Origin of the sequence: Shewanella sp. JNE2, assembly GCF_023159115.1 — a bacterium.
Taxonomy (GTDB): Bacteria; Pseudomonadota; Gammaproteobacteria; order Enterobacterales; family Shewanellaceae; genus Shewanella; species Shewanella putrefaciens.
Window position 1 is genome coordinate 3,357,757 of sequence record NZ_CP096169.1, and the last position, 20,157, is coordinate 3,377,913.

Below are 20,157 nucleotides of genomic sequence, written 5' to 3' on the forward strand. Positions count from 1 at the left end.
GACGAACCCATGCCCAGACGGGGACGGAATCGTCCCCGCAGGGTGGTAAAATGGATGTGGTTACTGAATTAACAGTTGTTGTGTTACTTCGAATAACTCACGCTTTAGATCTTTGACGTCGTTAATCACGATGCTTTGTGGAAAGAATCTCTCAACACTGCGTGTTTGAATCCCTATTCCCAGCAGCTCAAAGCCACTTCGTCTGCACCGGTCAACAATGTCATGCGTAGCAGCCCAATCATCTGGGTCACCATCCGTTAGCACTATCATTAGCTTTCGCTTCTGTTTTTGTGCTAACAAACTGTTTGCAGCAAACCACATCGCTTGTGCCATAGGCGTACAACCTCGTGGTTTTTGGTCAAAACAGGCGGCCCGATGTCGAACCGATTGCTTGGGCAATAACGCGATAGAAACTTCCTGATGAATACCAGGAAAATAACTGACCGCAGGTACAACACCCGGTATGCCTTCCAGTGCCATGGCCAAAGCCAAAGCAGCTTCATTGGCAACATGAAAGTACTTTCGATTACCTTCGCCAATGGGTTTACCCATTGAACCCGATATATCGACCAGCAAGTGCACAGCAGCATTAGGCGCAATGCGAGGTTGCCTTTGAATAAACAATCTCGACTCACCTGCTTGTGAAGCGGCAAGACGATGGGTTGCAACTCGAAGACCTTGCCGTTTGGCATGATTCCGATTGTCCTGACTGGACTGAACCATGCCCCTAAGTCGGGCTCGAATTTGAGCGGACTCAGACGCCGATAAGGTCAAGATGGCCTCATCACCCAACATAGCTTGCTCTGCTTGGGGCAAACTGAGTGGAGTGACACCCTGATGTCCTTCAGCTTGTTCCGACAACACTTCTGCCACTTGTGCAAAGGTATCGGGTTCAAACTGAGCGGCACTGGCCTCTAAGGCTTGTCGCAAGTTGTCAGCTTGATCAGAGTTATCAGAATCACCCGTTTCAGCAGCATCCCCTGTTGCAGACGAACCTGTTTCCGGGGTTTGACTGTCACTACTGCTATTGCTGTCATTACTCGAATCTTGTCCAATGTCATTACCGCTATCAGCATCCGACTCATCCTGTGGTGGACGAGATTCTTCTTCCAACATGGCAACGATGGCATCGACAAGTTTCAGCACTTCACCTGTAGACCCTAAGCTAGGCACTGCTGTCAGCATGGCGCTTAACCGGCTCATCGCTGCGGCAGGAAAGAGTTGTCTCACTCTTTCATCAACTGCTTGATACAAAGGCGTCAGCGCTTTCTGGCCCAGAAAATGGCATCTCAAGCGGAACAACAACCAGGCTTGCAAGTTAGATGCAGGCTCAAGCTGTTCAGGTACACACATTTGCTGAGTGTCTACCATGTACTCAATCACTTGCGAAATACTGCGCCGGGTTCCGGGGTAATCCTTTGCCAATTCGTTTTCAATGCGAACGTCCTCAATGATATTGAGAAGTGCCTTACGGATCGGTTTGGACGACGCCTTCTGCACCATGTCAAAATTGGTATGCCGAATATGCGCCGCTTCATGAGCCAGATAACCCCAAGCTATCTGTTGATAGTGTGGGTCGTCTGGGTTTGCTGTTGGGATCACAATCCGCTCACCATCGGTAAACGCATCTTGTCCTTGAATAAGCACCTTCACACCAAACTTTTCGCCATAAGCGGCGGCAACGATTGGCAGTGCGTTTTTTAATGGATGATTCATGGGAGTCTCCTAATCATTAGGGGGAATACTCCCTCAGCGGGAGCGTTTCCCCGCTGGGAATGTAAGTGTTTAAACCTGTGCTTTTAGCTTATCCAGGTCATATTTTTGACCTAACCAAGCCACCAATTGAGCTGGACTCTCGTGCTGCTCAAATGACGTTTTAAGCTGGTCTAAACTCAGGATGTCATCCAATGTCAGACCGTACTGGTCTTGTAACTGAGTAGACACCTCGTGCTGATATTGCAGCCAGGCCCGCTCAAAAGCGGTTTGCTGCAATGCCATGTTTGGAACAAATACCATGGCCGTTACCCAAGCTCCTTGTTCGTCCGCATCTGCGATCAAAACAGGATTCTTGGGGATCACGACACTATGTGTTGAGTACGACCGTTGTACTAACGTTCGACAACACGCCACTTCTGGTATCGATTCACTTTCAACCGCATCAGTCACACCACGAAAATGTGCTTCAAACTGGTTCAGTTGGCTGGGGTTATGGATGGTTGATTGCATAATTTCCTCTTACATAGTTCAGAGGACATGCGCCCTTCAGGGCAACATGCCCTCAAGGACGTTAGAAATAAAATGAGTTTGGTACAGTCGAACCAAGGTTTGGTCTGACGGTTGGTTGTGGTATTGCACGTAAGTTATCTACCTGAGCAGATACTGGCTGTGCGGGTTTAGGTTCAGGTTTGGGCATCAGTTGTCTGATATCCAATTGACCTTCACCGTGCATTCTCATCTTGTCTGGATCAGACAAAATTAAAATGGTCGCCATCAGTTCGTGATAGAGATTGTCTGTCACAGGGCCGGTCTTCGGCAGACGAACAAATAAATTGTCCATCGCTTCAACCATCGGCTGAACTCGATGATCCAGGAAGGACAAACCATCCAACTTGTCTCTTAATCGCTTGAGCGGATTAAGGGCTCGCTGACTGATTTGATTCTTGCCTGCAACGGAACGCTCAAACAGTTCATTGGCATCACGAGCCACCTCCCTAAAGAGGGTGTGTCCCATACCATTGACCTTGTCATCTAAGCCTCCAGCTTGTTCAGCCGGTTGCATTCGATAGATGGCATAATCGAACTGAAGCCGTTGTTCCACGTCTTCGATGGGTGACAGCGCACGCCGGATTGCATCTGCAAATTCCGGGTGTTTCGCAACCCAGTCAAACGTCACCTGATCATAGTTGTCCAAGAACAACTGCTTACACTGCGCAAACTCCTGACCGATCCGGTCAAGCTCTGGAACAATCTGATCAATTCGGTCTTCAGGGACGGCATAGCCACCTAAAAACCGCACACCGACTTGCTCACACAAGCGCTGCGCTTCTTTTTTAAGCCGTTCAAAGTTCGCCAATGCCTCTGGGTCGCAAATTTTTTTACTCCCTAAGCTGGCAACATCCTTCGGTGGAAGTTGGCTGCCATTGGCTAATCTGAAATCTTCAGGCCTTAGTTTTTTTCTACCGCTCCAGATGGAACAGTCGATGTGACAAATCAAAAGTTTGTCGAGGGTTTGAATACTCATAGTGCATCCTCATGCGAGATGGGGACGCACCACTCCCAACAGGAGCAATGGCCCCCGTTTGGGTGGTAGTAGTTGACGCGCTAATGGCAATACCACTATAAGAAATAGTAATTTTGCGAATCAGGCGACGATTGGTTGAGATCGATTTTCGCAGGCATTAAGTCCAGTGCTTCAGCAATCGGGCGAACCCGCTCTAAATCACTGCCTAGCAACCGCAATACATCTTTTTCCAACTTCAGTTGGTCGGATACTTCTATCCCTTCAGGACTCGCTACTGTGAGCGAACACAATGGTGGTAATTGACGCTTAAAGGCCAGTAACAGCAACAATGGCCACGGGCCATCATCAGTGTTAACAATGCCAGCGCCTTCACCTGACACCATGCTGATTTGATTGGTACTAGGTAATCCGCTTTTGCAAAACCCTAATGACCATTTTCCAATCCTGACCTGGTTATCATCAATAACAGCCAAGCCATAGGCTTCAAGCAGCTTTGCCATATCGAACAACGCTTTTTGAGCCAGCGAGATTTGGCCATTGACGTCCTTGCGAGTACGAAACTCCCAACTGACGTTATTGGCGCACGCGACGCTATCTAGCGCATTTGAGAGTTCAAATGGCCGCCCTTGATGATCAATGCCGACTTGTCCAACAAATCGATAACCCTTGTTGATTTTCTCATTGATTCGTCGGTCTGCTTCAGCGTTAGGATCAGTCGAGTCAATCAATCGCTGCTGCGACATTTGACCAGCTTTTCCAAACCGAACTTCAATCTCCTGGGTGTCTGATCCAACGTAAATGGCCCATTCTTTGGCTGTCCCATCAGAATGACTGTAACGGTAAAGAGCAAAGCACTTTTCCATCATCAATCCTCCCAGTGGTCACCGAAGACATCAGCGGCAATACGGTGAATAGCTTCACGTTGCTCCAACTCAGCACGAGCCGTCAAAGACCGAACCAGTGCATACTCCACTGCGTTAGGAGCACCTTTGAAAGCAAGTGTTAACTTTGCCCAGCGCACCAAGGTCCTAGTGGACATGGTGATACTAAGCTCAGCACCGCCATCCGCGCCCCCAATAAAAAGACGACGAATGTCACCAGCCACTTTCACCATTTTCTGGCGAAAGACTTCTGGCAAGCCCGGCGCAACGTTCTCCAGAATGGCTTCCTCTACAGAAGGCTCTGCATAGGTCGCTTCGATGATTCTAAAGCGATCAAGAAAAGCCAAATTCTGTTGGAGCACACCTTGATACAAGCCCGTTTGGTCACCGCTGCCCGCACTGTTGCCGGTAGCGATAAAACGAAACTTGGCATGTGGCATGATGATCTCACCGCCATTTTGTGCGATGACCAACGGGGCACCTTCCAAAATGTCATTGAGCCCAGCCAGTTCAGCAGGCTCAGCAAGATCCATTTCATTAATGATCAGCAAATGGCCATGCTTGACAGCCAGTGCCAGCGGCCCATACACAAAGGTCATGTTGCCATTAACCAGTGTGTGGTGACCGATAAGATCGGACAACTCCAATCGACCGTGCGCAGTAATTTGCTGAACAGGCCAATTCAATCGAGAAGCAACTTGGCAAATTAGCGAGGTCTTACCGCATCCCGTGGGGCCTGTAATATACAAACCGTCACCGTCTGGGTGAGACAAGAACGCCAATACGTCACGTAAGTCTTCTTTTCTAAAAACATACTCGTCCTTGCGAACGGGAATGTTTGGATGGGTAGTGTCGGCACCATATCCTTCCAGAACGAAAGCATCAGGAGCCGGGACATTAAACGCTTGATTCACTTGAACCAAAAATGGGGATTGTTCTGTCATGGTAAACCTCATTAGTTTTAACGAGGCCCCATGCCCCAACAGGGAATGAAGTCCCCGTCGGGTGGTGTGTTGATTGTGGTATGGCTGTGTATGTAAGAGTTCAGCTCGCTCTATCATTCGTACCCAGCATTGGCTACGAGTGAAACTGCTTTCTGATGCACTCGATGTAAGCGCATGAGAAAGGAGCCGAAATCGGCTCCAAGTGAACGTTAAAAGTAAAATGAGCTCGGCGAGTCACCTGGCAGAACCAAGTTATCTTGCTCAAGACTGATTTTGATTGGTGTTTCAACGGGCTGCTCTGGCTTATTGGTGCTAATGCGCAACCGCTCTTGTGGCGCTTTTCGGTAAGCGGCTAAAACCTGTTCATCCAGCTCGCCTAACTTATCGGTGGCCAATTGCTTATAGTCCACCGTGCCCGCCATCATGTAGCGGCTGAGTTTGACCCCAGCATAGTCGGCATGAGCGTAGTTACCCATCATGGCGACCAATTTTGACTGGGCGTCTCGCATTTCCTCTTTCAAAGATTTGATGTAATTTTCCAGTCGGACCACTTCGGCATGTGCTGAGCAATACTGTCGAGACAGCGATGTCCAGCGGTACTGGGCTTCACCCTTGGGAACAAAACAATCTTGCTCAGGGCATTTTGACGGCTCTTTTTTGGTCTGTACTAACTCCCAAAACTGAAGCGCTGTTTCTTGCAACTCAGTTAAGAACGCCGCGTCTCGCTGTATTTCAAACTCAATCAGTTGATCCTCAAAATAGAAAACCAACCAACCTCGCGTGCTATTGGCGACCAGTATTTGATGCTGTACTTGCACCCAATACAACTGGTACGCCTCGCTTTGTTCTCGGTGAGCTTGCACATCCTCAAAAACTGACTGGCAAGGACATTTCAGTTCAACGGGTTCGCCCGCATCGTTGATGCCATCAAAGCTGGCTCGAAAGATTGCGTTATGATCGGCTTCTGCACATAACGGCAGAAGAAAGTCATTATGCGCATTCTCAAATGCTCGCCTTGCTTGAGGCTCCAACCTTATACCACGAAGCACATTTGGATTATTCGACAGGTCTTCCGGTAATACGAATCCGGTTTTTTCTGCCCATAATCGCCAAGGTGTTTTGTAGGGTGAACGCCCCATAATAATTGGGGCTTCAGATGCCGTAACCCCTGCAATGCGCCACTGGTGCCATGCAGGAGTACGTTGTGATAGGTCGATAACCTTCATATTGCCTCCTTTGAAGGGAGACTCCCCTGAAGGAGAGAACTCCCCTTCAGGGTTAAGTGGTTACTTTGCAGCTTGTGCTAACGCTGTTTGGTGCTGAACAACACTTGCTTGAACCGAATCAATTGCCGCTTTACCGGCTTGAATCGAACCTAAGACAAGGGCAACAACCAATACCAAGCGAAAAAGTGAGGCTGATTTAGTCATGGAAGATCTCCAAAAAAAAGACGAGACCTTCCCCCTGACGGGAGAATAATCCCGCCAGGGTTAGAAAAATGAATGCGTGGCGCTAAGAAGCTAAAGGCTGTGTGAGCGCTTTGGCTGCTTGTTGCTGAGCATTAAAGATTTCTTGCTTCGCAAACGTCAGCTCAACACCTTGAAAATGTTCATTGGCATATTCCAATGCACTATTCCAAGCGTTTGAAGCTTCCGCCCGCTCGATAAGCTTGTAAACAAGCCCTCGGGTTCGATCATCAACTTGCTCGGGTGGAATCACAGATGGCTCAACAACGTGTGTTGCTTGGCCTTCGATAATTCGCTCCGCTTCGTCTTGATCGAAAATTCCCACAAAGCCAAACGCAATGCGGGAACACTGGATCATGGATTTATGTCTTAGCATTCGCTTAGTGTGCGTCTGCCATGGACCATCTACACGGTAAGGGCCATTTTTGCCATTACCTTCAAAAGGCGGTCGATAGACTTCATCCAGATACTCAGTGATTTTGACTGGGTGCGAACGGTCGCGCCGATAGATGATGCATTCCATCCATTCAGGGCATTCTTTCGCGCCATCCAGTGAGACTTTGTTTTCTGAAGTCTTGAACTCCATGCCATCAAACTGGTCGTGTTGATTGATGATGCGAGACCATCCATCGACACCTACCACTGGGATAATCCCAGCTTGTTTATCAGGGAACGCAAAAATCTCTTTGGTGAAAGGGTTCAAACCGTACTGATCTGCAACCACCAAGAGCGCCATCATCTGCTCATTGGTCGGTGCACTACCGTCACGTTGCTTGAATGCTGTTGCTTTTAGGGTATCGAACAACTTGTTTGGATCGACACTAAAGCGCTCAGCAAAGCGTTGGATTAGCTTTGGTTTTTCCATTATGGACTCCGACAATCAAAGTGGGAGTCTGCCCCTGACGGGAAAGTACTCCCGGCTGGGTTAAAGCGTTATCGCTCGGTTAAAAATCTGGTTCAGGATAAGTTTGTGCCCAATTAGCTTGGGAGCTCGCATCATCCGCCGGTGATGGCTCAGATGCTTTGTTCACACTATCAAGAAGCAGAAACTCGTCCGCGTCCACTTCGGTCAATCGATGCTTAATGCCATCTTTCTCCCATGAGCGCGTGCGCTGAGGCCCTTGAACAAAAAGCTTCGCTCCTTTTTGGATCAAATCTTTTGCTCTTAGCCCTAACTTAAATCCACCACGATCTCGAAAAACGACCCGATGCCATTCCGTATGCTCTTTGAGCTCATTGGATTGACGGTCGCGCCATTTCTCAGAAGTGGCCAGTGAAATGCTGGTCACTAAATCACCTGATGGATAGGCTCGCGTCTCTGGCTCAGAGCCAACGTAGCCTATGAGTGTTACTTGGTTTTTCATGATGTTCTCCTCGTCTTAGTTGAACTCTGTGCACACAGTTGCTTCTACCCGACTGGGCAAAGAAGACTGACGACGCAGATAGGTTGGTATTTCGAGTAAAGCCATGTCGTACTGATGTGGCTCTTTGTAAAACGCAGATGTCAAACGGGGCATACCAGGAGCTTTAGGCACTGCCATTGGACGACGTTTTGATGTTGGTGTGAGCAATCGCTTGATTTGAGTAAGTACAAATCGAAACGGGCGCACGGTTTGACGAGCAAGTAATCGCAAAAGCGACCAGCTCAGTTTTGCAAGCAACATAATGCCTGCGATTTGGATAATAAATCCGAAGATATATTCCATTGGTGACTCCTTAATTTGGTTGTGAAGGAGTCACCCCAACTGGGGAAAACTCCCCCAGTTGGGTGGTGAAAAGGCGAACCGTAAGGAACGCATGGTTGCGCATGTAAAAACATGCAGGCTATTTGTTTAAGGAGGCTAGCTACCTCTTAGTACCACTGAGAAAACTCAGCGGCGGGCTTCCTTTGAGCTCATGCTCTCAGGCGCAGATATCACTGAAACAGATCAGCAATATTTGATAGTCAGTGTAACCGTCTTATCCAGACAGGATAGTTAGAAAGATGCTCAATTCTTCCACCTAGCTGAAAGGCCATTACCGCACAGAGGATTAGGCTAGGGACTGATTATTGTCATATCAGGAGCAAACTTATGGCCCAAGCAAGACCCAATTACTCAAAACCCATCTTTGAACAATCATTCACAATTAATAGCTTACAGGCGCAACGTGTCGTTGACCGTGTTTTTAGACGGACGGTCAGTGCGCTTTACGGAATCGATGTCATCCTGCGCATCATCGGCGATGAGAACGAAATTGATGAAGTGGAACAGATCATTAGCCAGTTGATCGAGGATTGCGCTAAGGGGGTAGACAACGAACAAGCTCGTTTAGACAAATTGATGGAGTCCAACGGTATCGATGAAGTACCTGACTACACCGACCCGATTACCTTCAACGCCAAAATAAGCTCGCCTCAGGTTGGCCAGTTTGTCGGCTTAGTGCGCAAACTCGATGCGTTAATGATCTCAATGGACACTCTCTGGTTGTCTAGCGTGCTTAGCAACAAGCAACGCGTTGATGGCAACTACGCATGGCAACAGCGCATTATCAAACTTGCACGACGCATTATTGATATCGAAATTCGAGCACGAAAATCAGCCCAAGCTAAGGGTAAAGAAGCAGAAGTTGAGCAAGCGGTGCCTTCAACCGATGACGATATCACTGAAGAGGAAACAGATAACCCCGCCAACTAGCCAACTAGGCTCCCATCAACCAGCCCCTCTCGAAGGGGCTCTTCATCTTGCTGTATTTTCTATCAAAATCATTAAAATGAATTTAACTGTCATTTTTGGCCAAGCTACATGAATAGAACTAATTTTTTCGTTACTTTCTTTATAGCGTTATTCGCTATACCTGCAATTGCAGAACACCCCACATCGTTCAGTCAGGCAAAACGATTTGCCCGAGAAATTTACCAAGACAACCAGAGTACGTTTTACTGTGGATGTAGCTATAGCAATGATGGTGCGATTGATGCTGCATCTTGCGGATATGAACCAAGAAAGCAACCGAAACGAGGTGAACGCTTAGAGTGGGAACATGTAGTCTCAGCTTGGGAAATTGGCCATCAACGCCAATGCTGGCAAAATGGTGGTCGTCGGAACTGCGAAAAGAATGATCCTGAGTTTTCTAAAATGGTTTCGGATCTCCATAACCTCGTACCATCTGTAGGAGAGCTCAATGGGGATAGGTCAAATTTTCGATTTGGCATGATTCCGAATGAACCAAGATCCTATGGTCAATGTGATTTCGAAGTTGATTTCAAAGACCGTCGAGCAGAACCACCAGCTAACCGTCAGGGTGATATTGCTAGAATTTATTTCTACATGCGAGATCAATACGGCCTAAGACTCAGTAGGCAACAAACTCAGCTATTTGAAGCTTGGTCAAGAATGGACCCTGTTGACGAATGGGAAAAAGTGCGTGATTTTAAGATTAAAACTATTCAAGGTAACTCTAACTGCCATGTGTCAAATAGCTGTTAATTGAAACTAGCTGAGACAAACTTGTTGGACAAGGTTCTTTTAGCGAAAATCAGATTAACATTACTAAAATTAATCTGATAGTCGGCAACTGCCAAAGTGGACGTTCGGATCTGACTCGCTTTTGAACCATCATCAGCTTTGTCGAATTAAGTCGAATTTTCAATCAATCGTAATTCCCCCAAATTTCTCTCGTATAGCGTCGTTAATATCTATGCATTTAATAAATTGTCAGAAAGGAACCCTAAGTCACTTTGGAAAGTACCCGTTTATCGAAATTAGCGTAATAGCCTATTGATTCGCACACCACTAATAGTTCACGCCACTCATCGCTTTGGAACAAATGCGCCATAGAAAGTTAATCTTATTCGTATTGTTAACCATCTATTTGGCGCTAATTTGGCTGGTAAATTAATCTCTGTTTTGCCATTCTTCAACGATTGGCTGCCAGTTTACTTCACGAGGCTCACCTGTGGAGTTAGACCATACGTCCCAAAAGTCAGGATCATCAGACTGAGGCCTTTGCTCTTCACTAAGTTCTTTCATTCGAACTAACACCGGTAGTTCTGAAGCCCATCCGAGTAAAATTGCATGTCGAGATGGTAGCGATGGTAGCTCTCTTAATAGTCCCCTCATGTTATCGGGAACAAGCCTATGAACTTGTTCTTGGTCTCTATCATTGCTAATTCTGTGCAGTAAAAAAGTATTACATTGAGAAAGAACAGTAGGAGATAACTCAGAAGGTCGTTGGGATGATACTACTAGTCCCAAACCAAATTTACGCCCTTCGCGAGCGATTTTTTCAAATACTTTGCAGCACACATCAGAAACTGATTGACTCTCACTTTCTTCTTTGTATCGTTTGATAAATGTATGAGCTTCCTCTGCAACCATTACTGTTGGTAATGGTTTTCCATTCATCTTCCGATATCGTTGAAGAGCTTCAAAAGTCACTCTAGAGATTACTGCTGTTACAAGATGGATAATTTCATTGGGAACTAGTGATAGGTCGATAACAGTGATAGCACCATGAGTATCCTTCCCAAGAAAAGTATCTAGCCAATCAGTTAAACTTATTGGTTCCTCAGAATCTTTAGTAACTGCACTAATTCGGGTGTCACCTAGCATTGTGCGAATTCGAGTCAAAAGAAATTCCATGAACTGCTCAGTTCCCGTTTCTTGTGCTAAAGCTTCGAGATAGGCGACGAAGTCATCACCTTCAAAGCGAATAGGCGTATCTTCACTTTTCGGGAGAAGTTCTTGTTCATCACCACCAAGTGCAACATGAGCTTCTTTTAACTCAGAAATCAACTTATCAGTATCACTGACTTCAGGCTTAGCAGGCCACTGTGCTCCTCTTCTGGAAGATAGGTAAGTATTTATCGTGCTTATTACACTATTGAAAGGTTGGTTGTGGATTTTTTCGTTTAATGTTATGAGGCTAGTTTCCCATGACGTTAAACTTTCAACTAAGCCTTTGGCATGACCACCATTCACATATATCTGCCCTTGACTTGCTAGTTGCCTTATTGAAACTAAAAGTATTCCGCAAAAATGTTTTGCTTGAATTGTCACATCATCTTCTGACAACACATCATTTCTCATCGCCCTCAAAGCTCGTCGTAGTAATGGGAGTTGAACTTTTGAACTTGCCTGAGTGAACGCCCCCCATTCTGAACTGTTCCATAGCCATGATGGTACTTTAAGTTCTAACTCACCATAATCAGAGTTAGCCTCTACGCGCAATAAATTCCCCTTATATTTTGACTTTGGACCAAATGCTCGGCTGTACTCCCCGTTAGGATCAAGTATTATAAATCGAGCGTTCGGAGTTTGGCCCTGTTGTAAAACTGCGTCCAGTGACCATTGAATTAGTCCCGCCACAGAGCAAGATTTACCACTACCTGTGTTGCCTAAAACAGCTATATGTCGCCCAAAAAGCTTATCGGGGTCGATTTTTATTTCTGCATTGTTAGCTAGAGGACTATCTCCTATTTTAACCCTTCTGTTTTCACCTGATTCGATTATTGAGTTTAATTGTTGGTCAGTAGGTAAAAGCACTGAATCACCAACTGAAGGAAATGCATCTGTTCCTCTGGTGAATTTGAAACCATCGTTTTTTCTATCGCTTCTCAATGTACCAACGGGGTTGATACTGAGCTTTTTTAGAGGAAAAGGTAAGTCTATCAAGCCAAAATCTTGCAAGCCTCTTCTTTTGGGGTATGGCGAGTGTTCTACTGCGATCCACTCAACTTGACCAACTAGAAATCCATCATCACTGTTTATAAGCACATAACTGTTGATTCGAGGAAAGTTGCGAGGTGAGCCTCCTTGAAGAGAGACTGAGTCTGGGGAATCAATTTCTAAGGAAACTCTAATTTCACTAGGCGATACAAAACCAACGGTTCCGATTCGTAACTGTTCCAGTCTTTCTATAGGCAAGTAACTCATGATGTTACCTCGGTGGTAGTTGCATTACCTGAGTGTTCTGACTGGATAAAGCCTCGCTGTTTTAGTAATTCGGCCATCTTTATTGATGCTTTATCTATGGCTGGTTTAGGTAGATAGTTATCAACCAAAGTTTTTAGATCCCCCAAATGGTCACCCATTAGTAAAGTGATTTGAGCTTTTCTTCCACTTTTACCAATGAAGTTCATAATTCTTTCTAGCGGATCTCCGAAAGCAATGATGACTAGATGGGTAGATGGAACGGTAAGCATATCTTCAATTACTCTGTTTATATGCTCATCACCAAAGCTATAGCCATACGTGACTAATGTACTGTTTGGACGGCTAGTCGCTGCTGCTAAGTCTCTAAATAACTCTACATAGGGGTACTCAGCGGTTTCTCTATCTTTGACTGAATTAGGGTAAATCATAAGTTGTTCATAACTATCGCTTTCGTGCCCCTCTGCTTCTAGAAACGGTTCAACAGAGCGAGCTCCAAAAGGTAGGCCAAAGCGCCTAATCGCACCATCTTGTTCGTGCCAATCTAGAGAACCGTGAAGTTTGGTAAAACGTGCCACTCCTTCCAAATATCTTGGTTCACCACGTATTCCCGGAGGGTTATAGTGATAATCAACTTCTAATCTTGAGGATCTAAAAACGGGAGCAATACTTCCAACAAAACGGTCTATGAGTCTTAAACCAGCAAGTTCAGCACCAACCTCGATAATTCGGTCATAGTTCGTTGTAAAAATATGCAATCTGTCGCGTGTAGCGGTTCTACTTGCAAAGCTCATTAAGAAACTCACAAGATAATTGAAAGTTTCCTCTTTTCGTTTTTTTTCAGCACTTTTAATTAAGTGTTCTCCTGTACTGACAGATTTTGAAAACTCACCTAGACATCGAGACAATTCCCCCTTAATTGCAGCTAAATCAGCTTTTAGGTCTCTATAGGCTGCATATGGAGCCGGGGGGTTTTCAGGTTGCGGGCTATCCAACACTGTTAAAATTTCAAGACCTTTGATAAGTTCATTAATAGCTCTAATTTGATCTTCTATATTTCCTTGTGCGCGACCAGCCGATTTGGCAGCTTTTGTAGCGAATTCATTTATTTCGCTTTGACAGACCGCTAGATCACTGATCCACCCCATTCCAACGGGTGGCACGCCTGTAGCCGACATTTGAATAGACGTACTTAAACCCGCACCGATCAATAGATTTAAATGTTCGGATTGAAAAAGTGCTGTTAACCAAGGCTCAATATTTTGGCGTAATTTCTCTATTGATATATTAGAACCCTGTTCTCCCCATGAAGTATTCGTTGATAGGATAAAAGGATAAGAATCACTTTGCTCATTGGAGTTTGGTGTTAGCTCAATAATATCAGGAACACTGCCAACTTTAATTTGCTGAATAGTCATAAATACACTTCTCATATTTGTGTGAAAGATATAGCGTTGGGGACACAAACGTCTGCCATGAATATTTACAACTTAAGCCGTTGGCATTGAATCATCCGTCACAACTATCTGAAATCCTTAGTACATCTTCAATCTCGACACCAAGGTGTTCAATCGTGCTTTCGAGCTTAGCATGACATTTTACAATACAGAACGTTTGCATACATATTTGAGGTATCCAAGCCCAAATATGTATGAATTAAAAATGAAGATATTGAGAAAAGTGGCTTAGCTGGGTTGGTCGATTTTGGTTGGCCACGTCAGTTCCTCGCTCATAGCTATCTGTCCGATGTCCAACTCTATTTATCGAAACTACTACAAACACATTTTTGCAAATTTGTCGCAGTTACATAAATGCATATTGATTATTTTTTCTGCTCCATTAGTCCTGCAAAACGGGGCTAACGGAGCAATTTATTCTAATTGTTCCCCGAGACTTCTTCCGTTGCCTCCTGGCGAAGTTTCTGGGCATCCATTCCGTTTAGCCGTTCAATGGCTCTATCTGCGGCACTCTGACGATTTCCATCAACGTTTAGCGTACTTCCTGATCCTGTGAGTCGTTCCAGATCCAGTGACGGTACTTCGGGTAGGTTGCCTGTTATCGACAAGATACCTATCCATTCATCGAGATTGACTTGGCTCCAATCTACCTGGTTTAACTGACTCGCGGTCAAACCTTCACAGTTTGGTGACTTGGCACTGCCCCAACCAAGGCCCAATTGAGGGCGTACTTGTTCTTGAATGATCCGTGAAAGTGGCGAAGTAAAACAGCAATATGACTGCCGTTTTTCAACACAGGCACCTAAGAACTTAGACTTGCAGTAAGAGCCTACATAGTGGCAACTCTTCAATACCCGCTTGGCGTTCATTTCAAACTCGCTCTGCTCACATTTCCAGATAAGCTGAATGAGGATCATAGTGACTGAATAAATCATGTAGGCCGTCATAACCGTACTCAGAACCGCGCCCGCAGCGCCCCCCAGGGCAAAGTTACCACCCGAAACGACACCATCGGCTCCAACCGCACCACCAACGTTACTAAACAGTGCCGATTGCGCCCCCGAACCAAACGTAGAGCCTACCCACTCAGCCGTTTTGTTGGTCAACACCTGCATAAAGCCAGTCGCAGCTTGCTCCGCTCCCGCGCCAGCAGCCGTTGATGGCCCAGCCCCCATGAGAGAGTCCCATGCAGACACAAAAGGCTCTTTAACCGCACTCCAGGTACTGGTGATTGGTTCCCTGAGCGTATTCCACGAACCATAGATTGCCGAAGACGGATTCATGGCCATGACTGCCGTATCAAGCTTGTTGACCGCAACTATCATCGTGATGTAATCCGATAGCGACACGCCACTTGGCTTTTCACAGCAATCCACTATGCCGCCAACGGCTTTTTTGCACTGGCCAGCATTACCTTTAAAGACCGTACACTCGACGTTATCTTGGCCATCAGCTCCTGTGCATGACATATCATTGGTCATAAACTGCGCCGCATTAAGCATCGCAGCGGCCTCTGCAAAGTTAGCCTGCTTGATTGACTCTGGCTCTAAACAATCTGTGCCCATACAGCGAACTGGCCCCTCACAGTTGTATTGAGTTTCCATTCGAGCGTTTTGCACTTCAACGCTTTGTCCGCAGTCATACACCAAACTTTGGATATAACAGAAGCCTTCATGACCAGCCCCGCCCTCAGTACATTCGGTTCTGACGTACTGGCAGGCCGGATTTTGCTCTAGCGCGGCACACGTATTGGTGGTCGTGTTTTGTCCGTTATTGACGATGGTTTGTGTATTACCATTGGCATCTACCCAGCTATCTGAGCTGCCCATGTTGAACTCTGGGTGAGCAGTCGAGGCATTATAGGTCGCTTTTGCCCTCCAGCATGAGAGCCCCAGTCCATCAGAGCTGCCACGACTGGTTAAATGAGCAGGAGACGAAACAACAGCCGGATAAAGACTTCCAAGCTTCGCCAACTCGCTACTACCAACCGTTAACCCGTCGATTCGTTTTGTGCCCGTATCCAAACACTGCCACTGCACCGCAGTAAACTGATCCGTTTGCATCAAGCATTGGTCTATGCCCGGATCACTTGATTGATGAACAACGTCTTGCTCTAAGTACTTGCCGGAGAAGGTCAAGGAAGCACTCAGTTTCGCAGGAGCCAAACACTTCTGAACTTCTCGGCTGCAAGTGTCGAAATCGACTTTGTTCCAGCCGGAATCGCATCTGGAACGAGTGACCTCCTGGGGTTCATGCCACGAAATAATCGAACCATTGACGACTTTACACAATGAGCCAACCAAGGTTCCTTTTGGACAGGTCATTTCAGGGTATTTAATGGACGGTTTCGTCTCAGTCACCGTCTCCTTATTGCCCGTCAATGAGAGTGTCGTTTTCCAGCCATTTGCCTTGGATGGCGACTCGGTGATTTTTATCTCAGTATTTTGATTATCAAAAATCCTCAGCGTAGCGTTTCCAGTTTGCATAGTACTGCTGTGCTGTGGAACAAAACTGAGCGTTTCGGAGCTAAAGCAACCACGCTCAATGGACCAGCTTTGTTGATGGGTTTCAGCGGATACACGTCGCTCTAACTGACACTGAGTAAGCGTGCTGATCTTCTCGCACACCTGGTAATCGGGTACATGCTTGGTTTCAGTAAATGGCGTGATCGTCTGAGTAGGCTCACAGGCTTCAAAACTACTCGGCATAAGATTGGATACCACACACTTTGGATCGCTGGTTTGCAATCCACAGTCATAGGTATCGGTAAAACGAGTGCATTCACCTTTATCATTGGTCTCGGCACATTCTGACGACATGAATCCACAGGAAGGATTCGCTTCAAGCACTTGGCAGGCCTGATTTTCAATCCCTTTATAGCTTTCATCATCCACACTCACTTGCACACGACGACACAAAGGCGATATGCCAGCCACTGGGCTTGGGGCAAAATAGGACTCACAAACTGAAACACCATTGACCACCGTACATCCGTTGGTTGAAGAAGGCTGATCCGTGCATTGAATGCTGTAGTCTGAAAACTTCGTCGGGATATCCGCTGCTTGTTCGATACAGGATTGTGGCGACCAACTATCATTCATCACCACCTTGGTTGGATCAAAGCGCACCTTGATGCGTGCATACCCCTCACCACTACCCGTAACCGATACGCGAATTTTTACCGGCACTTCTAAACCGGGTTCTACCGCTTTTAGCCTGGCAGTGAGATCGGTATTTGGATTGCGCTCCCAACTGGTACTGAGCTCGCAGCGACCTGACGTTTCTGGTGGAAAGTTATTGTTCGGCCCAGACCAGACTTTCTGATCGCCAAGCCAAACTTGCATGTAGTCATCCCATTTAGCGTACTCAAGAACGGCTGAGGTAATCGCATCGGGGTTCACGACTTTGAGTGTGATGGCCTGTTCAAACACTTTACAACGGCCACTCCAGTAGTTGTCGCCAATTCGTCCAATCCAAACTTCAAGACACCCCTCACCACAAGAGCGAAGGTTCATCGGTCCAGAAACATGCTCAATAATGCCTGCCGTGTAATCGTGAGTAATAGTGCAGCTGTTAACCGCTGTATTGAGCCTGTCACATTGCTGGTAATTTGGGCTGCCTTCACCTTGAGACTCACAGCCGGGGAAGCTTTGGGTTAATAGATTGGGGTCAGTTTGAACCGCATCAGTTAATGCCCAAAGCGGATCATTGACCATATCTGGCCGAGACCTGTCTTTGATTTGCTGTAGCGAACGAAATGCTTCACCCGTAGCGCCACTTTCGGATGCCATGCTCTCTTGGCGCTGTGTCCCCAATTGATTCATGCTGGCATCAGAGCCATAAACGCCCGTTAAGACATCCAATGAGCCCTGATCCATACCAGGGAAAAGCTCTTGCAAGTTAATGGACTCATTACCACTGCCATTCGGCACCGACAATGTATTGCCATTGAGTGCGGGCATCGTCCAGTTTTGCAGCAATTGCTTACCTTCTTGTTGTCCGCTTAGGCCGGATTGGCGCTGCACATCAGCGGCCACACCATGTAAGGGCAGGCACGCCATAGTGATTGATAAAATACCCGCTAAAACTCGGGTAAAAAGTGTTGGTTTCATGGTTAACCTCCCGAGTTACAGCAGTCTTGCCAGCGCCACAAAATGTAGAGCGCATCTTCACCGGCACCGGGGATCGTTCGCCACTCTCCCCATTTCATGGTGCTTTCACCGATGACATGCGCACTTTCAGTTTCCGGTACAGGGAAGAACATACTCATCTTGTATTGGGATTTCGGCAGCATGGGTTCGATAACAGGTCGGCATAGCGCACTGTTCCCCATTGTTCGCCTAGCAAGACCACGCCTGTGTTGAGCCGCGATTGCACGCGCCGCTAAATGGCTGGTGTTTTCTGCTAATGAGCCAAAGGCTAAGGTGTGGCCAGATAACGGGTAGAGATGGCCCCAACTGCCAGCACACCAAAACAACTGGTCGATGGGTTTACCAAGCGTTGATGAAGCAGCGTCAGCGGTACAAGCAGATATAGCCAATGGATTGGCAACGGCAGCCGCTTCAGGCTGAGTAAAAAAGGCCAGTTCATCGTTCAGCCATGTTGGGTCCAATTCCGACAAATACATCAAGTCAAAGTCCATGTAACCATCGGCATTGCAATTGCCATCCATGAACAAATCGAGCATGACCAAAAGCGGAAAGGCGTAATAATGGTAATGGTAGAAAGCAAGATCACCGGTATCGTATTCACCTTCACCATGACCACCTTGCAATCGCCTATCACCTAACGGTAAACGAATCCCTCCCAGTGAAGGCGAACAACCTGGCGTTCTGACTAGTTCAATCAGACGCGCTGGCTCCCACATGCTGGTAACAATACCTGGCCTTGGCACACCTAAGTTGTCTTCACATAAGCAAAATGACTTGTTTGATGCGCCGCTTGGGACACTGCCAGAGCCAAGAGGAAGACCCGCAACTCGGATAGGAAAAATGCATGACCAGCAAACATCCGTCAGCAACTTGCCGGACAATAACCCCGCGTCTGGGCAGGTCAGTTCGGCTTTTGCAGGAATAGATGCGCCAAGGACAAACATGACAACGAGAGTCCGCAACAGACGATACGTATTATTGAGCTTTTTCATGAACAAGCTCCTTTGCTGGAATTTCTTCTATTTCAAACGCGAGTCCCTTTGCTTGAACAAACGATGGGGTGACTTGCAAATCAAAGCGCTGCTTTAGCGAGGCATTGAGAAGATAAACCGGACTGTCCAATGTCTTTTCGAGCGCATTGAGGCTATTCCAACCTTGAGCACGGTCGAGCTGCGTGGTGATAAGCGTAATGCGGCGCAGCGTCCTATCCTGGCCCTCAAGCCAATGCGCTACTGCGTCCACTTCTTCAGCGTTCGACGCATTAAACACCACGAGCTGCTGAGTAAATGGCAAGGCTTTTAGCGGGTTAATACGCGTTCCTGCTGGGATCAATGTTCGGCCATTGGCATCCAATAGTGGCCGCTTCATGACGATGGTTGGATCAACCATTCTTATCCGATACTGCGTGGCTTTGGGTAAGTCAGTGAAAGTTTGGCGAGACCAGAAACGCTCAATGGCTTTTTTCTTTAACGCGCCCAGGTCAAGCGACTGTAAACGCTGCATCGCCACTTGCATCAAATCCGGTTCTAAAATGGAATGAATCGGACCGCGTTGACCCAAAGATCCGGTATTGCCTGTTTCAATTTGACGTTGCAACCAGTCCTTGCTGTAAACCCCTAGTGCACTTGCAGTCACCTTGTCATCTTCTATGCGGAAAATGGCAGGCACGCTAGTCACCCGCCAGTGCACAAAGGCTTTCGGATCGATTCGAACCTGAGGAACAGGATCAAGTCCCGCCATCAGGGTATGCCAATCACGGATAGCCGCCCCCAAGGTCTTTCCTTCAGGAATTCCCCGAAACAACACAATAGCGCCGGTAGCACTGGCCTCTTTAAATAGCTGCATCAGTGAGGAATCCCCCAGTGAGGACGACGCAAATATCAACCATTCATCGTTGTGTTTGAGCGACTTAGGTTGTTCAATCGGTGAAAAAGGCTCGATAAATTCAGATGAACCATCCACAGCACTTTGTAAAATGCTGCGGCTCATTTCGACGATCTTTTTGTCCTCGTCAGACAACGGATAAGGCTCTTGTGCCCAGGACACTTGACTAAAAGCCAATGGCGCAACCAACAAAAATAAGAGGCATAGTCTTCTCATCTTCC

17 protein-coding genes are annotated in these 20,157 nt (G+C 46.8%); 2 read left to right on the plus strand and 15 right to left on the minus strand.

Going from position 1 to position 20,157, the window contains the following annotated elements:
- Nucleotides 1-60 precede the first annotated feature (60 nt).
- The 10 genes from MZ182_RS15045 to MZ182_RS15090 all read right to left on the minus strand — a co-directional run bounded on the left by MZ182_RS15045 (nt 61) and on the right by MZ182_RS15090 (nt 8,238).
- Entirely contained in the window at nt 61-1,716 is a 1,656-nt protein-coding gene (locus MZ182_RS15045) for a VWA domain-containing protein (RefSeq protein WP_248065733.1), read from the minus strand.
- Between the two features lie 69 nt (nt 1,717-1,785).
- The gene (locus MZ182_RS15050; RefSeq protein WP_001192020.1) at nt 1,786-2,226 is read right to left on the minus strand and encodes a hypothetical protein; all 441 of its coding nucleotides are present in this window, start codon (nt 2,224-2,226) and stop codon (nt 1,786-1,788) included.
- A 61-nt stretch (nt 2,227-2,287) separates the two neighbouring features.
- Nucleotides 2,288-3,241 carry a DUF3150 domain-containing protein gene (locus tag MZ182_RS15055; protein WP_000027442.1) on the minus strand — a complete coding sequence of 318 codons (954 nt, stop codon included), beginning with the start codon at nt 3,239-3,241 and terminating at the stop codon, nt 2,288-2,290.
- A gap of 95 nt (nt 3,242-3,336) precedes the next feature.
- The gene (locus MZ182_RS15060; RefSeq protein ID WP_248065732.1) at nt 3,337-4,107 is read right to left on the minus strand and encodes a hypothetical protein; all 771 of its coding nucleotides are present in this window, start codon (nt 4,105-4,107) and stop codon (nt 3,337-3,339) included.
- Nucleotides 4,107-5,066 (minus strand): AAA family ATPase, encoded by a 960-nt coding sequence (locus tag MZ182_RS15065; protein WP_067206276.1) that lies wholly within the window; start codon nt 5,064-5,066, stop codon nt 4,107-4,109. The genes MZ182_RS15060 and MZ182_RS15065 overlap by 1 nt, the downstream gene beginning before the upstream one ends.
- Nucleotides 5,067-5,275: 209 nt before the next feature.
- Nucleotides 5,276-6,292 (minus strand): YqaJ viral recombinase family protein, encoded by a 1,017-nt coding sequence (locus MZ182_RS15070; RefSeq protein WP_248065731.1) that lies wholly within the window; start codon nt 6,290-6,292, stop codon nt 5,276-5,278.
- A 60-nt stretch (nt 6,293-6,352) separates the two neighbouring features.
- Nucleotides 6,353-6,496 (minus strand): hypothetical protein, encoded by a 144-nt coding sequence (locus MZ182_RS15075; RefSeq protein ID WP_015066581.1) that lies wholly within the window; start codon nt 6,494-6,496, stop codon nt 6,353-6,355.
- 82 nt (nt 6,497-6,578) lie between these two features.
- Complete coding sequence (gene bet / locus MZ182_RS15080; protein ID WP_000414662.1) at nt 6,579-7,397, minus strand: phage recombination protein Bet; 819 nt, start codon at nt 7,395-7,397, stop codon at nt 6,579-6,581.
- Nucleotides 7,398-7,476: 79 nt separating this feature from the next.
- Entirely contained in the window at nt 7,477-7,896 is a 420-nt protein-coding gene (locus MZ182_RS15085) for a single-stranded DNA-binding protein (RefSeq protein ID WP_012368368.1), read from the minus strand.
- A 15-nt stretch (nt 7,897-7,911) separates the two neighbouring features.
- Entirely contained in the window at nt 7,912-8,238 is a 327-nt protein-coding gene (locus MZ182_RS15090) for a hypothetical protein (RefSeq protein ID WP_048608521.1), read from the minus strand.
- A 366-nt stretch (nt 8,239-8,604) separates the two neighbouring features.
- On the opposite strand from MZ182_RS15090, the gene MZ182_RS15095 reads away from it, so the two are divergent.
- The gene (locus tag MZ182_RS15095; protein WP_248065730.1) at nt 8,605-9,207 is read left to right on the plus strand and encodes a hypothetical protein; all 603 of its coding nucleotides are present in this window, start codon (nt 8,605-8,607) and stop codon (nt 9,205-9,207) included.
- A gap of 108 nt (nt 9,208-9,315) precedes the next feature.
- The gene (locus MZ182_RS15100) at nt 9,316-9,999 is read left to right on the plus strand and encodes an endonuclease (RefSeq protein ID WP_129980180.1); all 684 of its coding nucleotides are present in this window, start codon (nt 9,316-9,318) and stop codon (nt 9,997-9,999) included.
- 408 nt (nt 10,000-10,407) lie between these two features.
- On the opposite strand, the gene MZ182_RS15105 is transcribed toward MZ182_RS15100, so the two are convergent.
- From MZ182_RS15105 to MZ182_RS15125, 5 genes are all read right to left on the minus strand, one after another.
- On the minus strand, nt 10,408-12,447 hold the full coding sequence (locus tag MZ182_RS15105) for an ATP-binding protein (protein WP_004249372.1): 2,040 nt from the start codon (nt 12,445-12,447) through the stop codon (nt 10,408-10,410).
- Nucleotides 12,444-13,862: an SIR2 family protein gene (locus tag MZ182_RS15110; protein WP_248065729.1), complete on the minus strand. Its 1,419-nt coding sequence runs from the start codon at nt 13,860-13,862 to the stop codon at nt 12,444-12,446. The genes MZ182_RS15105 and MZ182_RS15110 overlap by 4 nt, the downstream gene beginning before the upstream one ends.
- 458 nt (nt 13,863-14,320) lie before the next feature.
- Entirely contained in the window at nt 14,321-18,013 is a 3,693-nt protein-coding gene (gene traN / locus MZ182_RS15115; RefSeq protein ID WP_004249370.1) for a conjugal transfer protein TraN, read from the minus strand.
- A gap of 2 nt (nt 18,014-18,015) precedes the next feature.
- Complete coding sequence (locus tag MZ182_RS15120; protein ID WP_004249369.1) at nt 18,016-19,044, minus strand: TraU family protein; 1,029 nt, start codon at nt 19,042-19,044, stop codon at nt 18,016-18,018.
- On the minus strand, nt 19,028-20,152 hold the full coding sequence (locus tag MZ182_RS15125; RefSeq protein ID WP_004249368.1) for a TrbC family F-type conjugative pilus assembly protein: 1,125 nt from the start codon (nt 20,150-20,152) through the stop codon (nt 19,028-19,030). Before MZ182_RS15125 ends, MZ182_RS15120 begins: the two co-directional genes overlap by 17 nt.
- Nucleotides 20,153-20,157 lie beyond the last annotated feature (5 nt).

What these genes read in the sequence shown, in the direction of transcription:
- MZ182_RS15045 (WP_248065733.1), bottom strand. Translation starts at nt 1,716, where the DNA reads ATGAATCATCCATTAAAAAACGCACTGCCAATCGTTGCCGCCGCTTAT.
- MZ182_RS15050 (WP_001192020.1), bottom strand. Translation starts at nt 2,226, where the DNA reads ATGCAATCAACCATCCATAACCCCAGCCAACTGAACCAGTTTGAAGCA.
- MZ182_RS15055 (WP_000027442.1), bottom strand. Translation starts at nt 3,241, where the DNA reads ATGAGTATTCAAACCCTCGACAAACTTTTGATTTGTCACATCGACTGT.
- MZ182_RS15060 (WP_248065732.1), bottom strand. Translation starts at nt 4,107, where the DNA reads ATGATGGAAAAGTGCTTTGCTCTTTACCGTTACAGTCATTCTGATGGG.
- MZ182_RS15065 (WP_067206276.1), bottom strand. Translation starts at nt 5,066, where the DNA reads ATGACAGAACAATCCCCATTTTTGGTTCAAGTGAATCAAGCGTTTAAT.
- MZ182_RS15070 (WP_248065731.1), bottom strand. Translation starts at nt 6,292, where the DNA reads ATGAAGGTTATCGACCTATCACAACGTACTCCTGCATGGCACCAGTGG.
- MZ182_RS15075 (WP_015066581.1), bottom strand. Translation starts at nt 6,496, where the DNA reads ATGACTAAATCAGCCTCACTTTTTCGCTTGGTATTGGTTGTTGCCCTT.
- bet (WP_000414662.1), bottom strand. Translation starts at nt 7,397, where the DNA reads ATGGAAAAACCAAAGCTAATCCAACGCTTTGCTGAGCGCTTTAGTGTC.
- MZ182_RS15085 (WP_012368368.1), bottom strand. Translation starts at nt 7,896, where the DNA reads ATGAAAAACCAAGTAACACTCATAGGCTACGTTGGCTCTGAGCCAGAG.
- MZ182_RS15090 (WP_048608521.1), bottom strand. Translation starts at nt 8,238, where the DNA reads ATGGAATATATCTTCGGATTTATTATCCAAATCGCAGGCATTATGTTG.
- MZ182_RS15095 (WP_248065730.1), top strand. Translation starts at nt 8,605, where the DNA reads ATGGCCCAAGCAAGACCCAATTACTCAAAACCCATCTTTGAACAATCA.
- MZ182_RS15100 (WP_129980180.1), top strand. Translation starts at nt 9,316, where the DNA reads ATGAATAGAACTAATTTTTTCGTTACTTTCTTTATAGCGTTATTCGCT.
- MZ182_RS15105 (WP_004249372.1), bottom strand. Translation starts at nt 12,447, where the DNA reads ATGAGTTACTTGCCTATAGAAAGACTGGAACAGTTACGAATCGGAACC.
- MZ182_RS15110 (WP_248065729.1), bottom strand. Translation starts at nt 13,862, where the DNA reads ATGACTATTCAGCAAATTAAAGTTGGCAGTGTTCCTGATATTATTGAG.
- traN (WP_004249370.1), bottom strand. Translation starts at nt 18,013, where the DNA reads ATGAAACCAACACTTTTTACCCGAGTTTTAGCGGGTATTTTATCAATC.
- MZ182_RS15120 (WP_004249369.1), bottom strand. Translation starts at nt 19,044, where the DNA reads ATGAAAAAGCTCAATAATACGTATCGTCTGTTGCGGACTCTCGTTGTC.
- MZ182_RS15125 (WP_004249368.1), bottom strand. Translation starts at nt 20,152, where the DNA reads ATGAGAAGACTATGCCTCTTATTTTTGTTGGTTGCGCCATTGGCTTTT.